The 2,996-nt window shown below is 55.9% G+C and carries 5 protein-coding genes and 2 pseudogenes; 3 read left to right on the top strand and 4 right to left on the bottom strand.

Annotated elements, in window-relative coordinates; all coding sequences use genetic code 11:
• Nucleotides 1-50 precede the first annotated feature (50 nt).
• The 4 genes from HV796_RS41285 to HV796_RS45145 form a co-directional block, all read right to left on the bottom strand.
• Entirely contained in the window at nucleotides 51-305 is a 255-nt protein-coding gene (locus tag HV796_RS41285; RefSeq protein ID WP_175233417.1) for a hypothetical protein, read from the bottom strand.
• Nucleotides 274-450 carry a metallophosphoesterase gene (locus tag HV796_RS46310; RefSeq protein WP_175233420.1) on the bottom strand — a complete coding sequence of 59 codons (177 nt, stop codon included), beginning with the start codon at nucleotides 448-450 and terminating at the stop codon, nucleotides 274-276. The genes HV796_RS41285 and HV796_RS46310 overlap by 32 nt, the downstream gene beginning before the upstream one ends.
• Nucleotides 451-510: 60 nt before the next feature.
• Nucleotides 511-1,266, bottom strand: coding sequence for a 4'-phosphopantetheinyl transferase family protein (locus HV796_RS41275; RefSeq protein ID WP_175233419.1), 756 nt, complete (start codon nucleotides 1,264-1,266; stop codon nucleotides 511-513).
• A 252-nt stretch (nucleotides 1,267-1,518) separates the two neighbouring features.
• Entirely contained in the window at nucleotides 1,519-1,899 is a 381-nt protein-coding gene (locus HV796_RS45145; RefSeq protein WP_246356368.1) for a hypothetical protein, read from the bottom strand.
• Between the two features lie 122 nt (nucleotides 1,900-2,021).
• On the opposite strand from HV796_RS45145, the pseudogene HV796_RS41265 reads away from it, so the two are divergent.
• From HV796_RS41265 to HV796_RS41255, 3 genes and pseudogenes are all read left to right on the top strand, one after another.
• Nucleotides 2,022-2,318: pseudogene (locus tag HV796_RS41265) on the top strand (type II toxin-antitoxin system RelE/ParE family toxin).
• Nucleotides 2,315-2,554: pseudogene (locus HV796_RS45590) on the top strand (helix-turn-helix domain-containing protein); the annotation flags it as partial. The pseudogenes HV796_RS41265 and HV796_RS45590, both read left to right, overlap by 4 nt.
• A gap of 164 nt (nucleotides 2,555-2,718) precedes the next feature.
• A partial coding sequence (locus tag HV796_RS41255) for an IS4/Tn5 family transposase DNA-binding protein (RefSeq protein WP_281369995.1) occupies nucleotides 2,719-2,996 on the top strand: 278 nt, incomplete at its 3' end.

Below are 2,996 nucleotides of genomic sequence, written 5' to 3'. Positions count from 1 at the left end.
TGCCTCGTCCAACGGCTTCTTTGCCATGGCGCGTATCTCCATTCAATCCGTTAGAGATATAACGCGCCAGCATCGAATCGGTTGTCATGTTTTATGGGAAACTCAATAGTCCACTGCGTCATTGAAAAAACATCTGATTTGAAATGTGCAAAATGAAACGCATGGAACAGATGAACCTGAGCACGCTTGAGCACGAAAAATTGCTGGGCAGCCAACGCGCAGCCGAACCATACGTGCGGCGGGACGCCCGGCGTGGCAGACTGATTCTCGTGCTCATAGGCGGTCACGGCGGACCCATAGTTCATGGTTGCCCGGTACATAGATTACCTTCGAAAATCGCTGAGTCAACGCCGTGAAGCATTCTGTAACGACGGCCAGCGAATCGGAGATGTCACCTGCAAGAATTAATACGTCGTTCGGTGGTCGACGATCGACAGTTGCACCAACCATTCGCGATTGGCGGCATAGTCTAGATGGAGGTCGGAAATGGCAAATACTCGCATACCGTTCTCAGGAGAATGTCGAGCGCCGCAGCACGATGACATTCGTCGGCACCCGCGAAGTTAGAGATACAACGGTCCATGCTCTTAACAGAAGCTGCTGCGACCAACGGCGAACGCAGATCGCGCACAAATGCGTTGACGATGGCTGCAAAAGCCAAAAGTGGGGAGGCGTAGGGTCGACGGTGTCGGAAGTAAAGCTGATAGTCGCCGGCTGTTCGAGGCTGAACGAAAAACTGTCCAGCGCGGTGGACAGTCCTGTGCCGAGTGCCTTGACGTAGGATTCCTTTAGCGTCCAATAGCTAAAAAACGCGTGGTCAAAGTTATTCGGCGCGACGGAACGCAGCGCTGCACGCTCACTAACAGCGAAACTGTATTCGGCGAGGTTTGGGGTCGCCCGATCGGTTTGAATATGCTCAACGTCTACGCCTACCTCAACCTCGGCGGCGACTGCAAGCACGATCAGCCTGCTGGTGTGACTGATGTTGAAAGATAAATCAGGGAAGCTCGGCAGATAGGGGCGCCCATAACGGTTGGCGGCAAAGTGCAGCGCCTGTCCAGGCACGGATAGTCTCTCGGAGAGGATCGTTCGTACCAGCCAGCGGGTAATCAAATAGTCGCGGCGTAGTATTGGGAAACGAAAACGATTGCTTTGTGCGAGTTCGTCAGCGCTAAGCAAACCCCGGGTGATCTGCTGGATGGCTGCGTTGTCAACTGTATCGGGATCGACGAACCATAGATCGATGTAGTTAGGCAGCTCGGGCATGTCCATTCAAGAAATTTTATACAGTTCTGCAAGCAGATTTACACGAGCGTTGATTATAGAGGCGTATGTTATCAAGATTCCGCTGATTGTCGGTGGCCTACGTTGTCTGGCCCGCAGGCGACGCACGTTGGTTTCCGGGCAGGCCGTTCATGATAGGCGCCTTCTACGCGATTTTGTTCATCAGGGTAGACACCAAGTTGGTTGCGAACACAACTATGTCACCTTGATGCATACGGCCCTGCCGAAGCAGTTTCACAGGGTCACGAGATTGGCGATGATCACGCCCTCGTGCTGCTGCGATTGGAGCCGGCGCGTCAGCAGTCGCGCTCCGATACGGCGTTTGATGCGCGAGATCTGCGATTCGACCAGTGAGCGCTGGCCGGCCCCGCATTTGTTCTGGAATGCATGGATGCTCCTGTCCCTGATGTACATGACGAGATGGTCGTGCCAGCGCGTCGTCGGCCGGTCATGAACGACTGCATTCGCCGGTGGCGGAATCACCGGCAGCGCACCGAAGGCTGACCACGCCTCGGTCTGCGCAATACTGTAGTACGCGCCGTCGGCAATCACGCAGTCGACATTCGCGGCAACCGAGCGGCCAGGAGATAACGATACCGGAGCAAAAACCGTCAAGTTTTCGGCGCAGTCTAGCGCAGTCGCTCGCCGCGCGCATCCCTGCGAAATGGACACCACTGGATTTCGACTCGTCGCGCGACTTCGGTTGCTTTTGCTCATCGAAGAAGGATCTTCTCGATATGCCCGAAGACATTCAGGATGGGTTCGGGTACGCCATTCACCTCGCACAGGCGGGTGACAAGCATGACGATGCGAAGCCCCGGAAGGGCTTCGGAGCCGCCGGCGCTCTGGAAGTTGTGAGTCGGACGGCCAGGGTACTTACCGCGCAGTCTATGCCGGGAAAATCGCAGACGCTGTGTATGTGCTGCAATGCTTTCAGAAGAAGTCGACCAGCGGGATCGCCGCCTCGAAATATGGACTTGATCCGCGCGCGTTTGAAAGCGGCCGAAGCGCTGGCGAAAGGAGAACCGAAATGACGGAACATGAAAAGGGCAGCACGAACGTGTGTGCCGACCTTGGCTATGCCGATGCCAAGGAAATGCTTGTGAAGGCGAAACTTGTGACCACTATTCGCGAGATCATCAAAACTCGCGGTTGGACGCAGCAGGAAGCTGCAACTGTTCTCGGAATCCCTCAGCCCAAGCTTTCGAACATTCTTCGTGGACAGTTTCGCGGAATCAGCGAATCCGAGCTGATGCTGTGCCTGCCGCGGCTGGGACGCCGGGACATATCGGGGTTATGTTCGCTTGAGTTTGGGCGTCCTTGCAATTACCCACTTCTTTTTAGCGCGAAACCTGGTATCCTGGCATACGTCATGTTCCGTGTGCGAGCGAGATGGGAGGCAAGCGACAGACAGATGATCGGTCATGGTGCGATTTGGAAGTCCAAGGAAGCAATTTTCAGGACACCAGGCTGCATCGGCGCTTCGCGATCCTGCTGGAGAAGCTTTGGGCCGGCATGGGGCAGACCATCCCCTTTGCCTGCCAGGACTGGGCGTCGACCAAGGCCGCTTACCGGTTTCTGTCCAACGACCGTGTCAGCGAACACGATATTTTGAGCGGACATTTCGCTGCGAGTGCGGCGCGTTTCGCGGCAGCCGCCGGCACGATACTGGTTCTGCAGGACACCACGACCTTCTCGTATCAGCGCGAGCA

Origin of the sequence: Paraburkholderia humisilvae, assembly GCF_902859855.1 — a bacterium.
GTDB lineage: Bacteria > Pseudomonadota > Gammaproteobacteria > Burkholderiales > Burkholderiaceae > Paraburkholderia > Paraburkholderia humisilvae.
The sequence above is the reverse complement of the archived record's forward strand: the minus strand, read 5'-3'. Positions and strand labels throughout refer to the sequence as shown.

Coding starts and splice junctions, on each gene's coding strand:
- HV796_RS46310 (WP_175233420.1), bottom strand. CDS start 450: ATGGTTGGTGCAACTGTCGATCGTCGACCACCGAACGACGTATTAATT.
- HV796_RS41275 (WP_175233419.1), bottom strand. CDS start 1,266: ATGCCCGAGCTGCCTAACTACATCGATCTATGGTTCGTCGATCCCGAT.
- HV796_RS41285 (WP_175233417.1), bottom strand. CDS start 305: ATGAACTATGGGTCCGCCGTGACCGCCTATGAGCACGAGAATCAGTCT.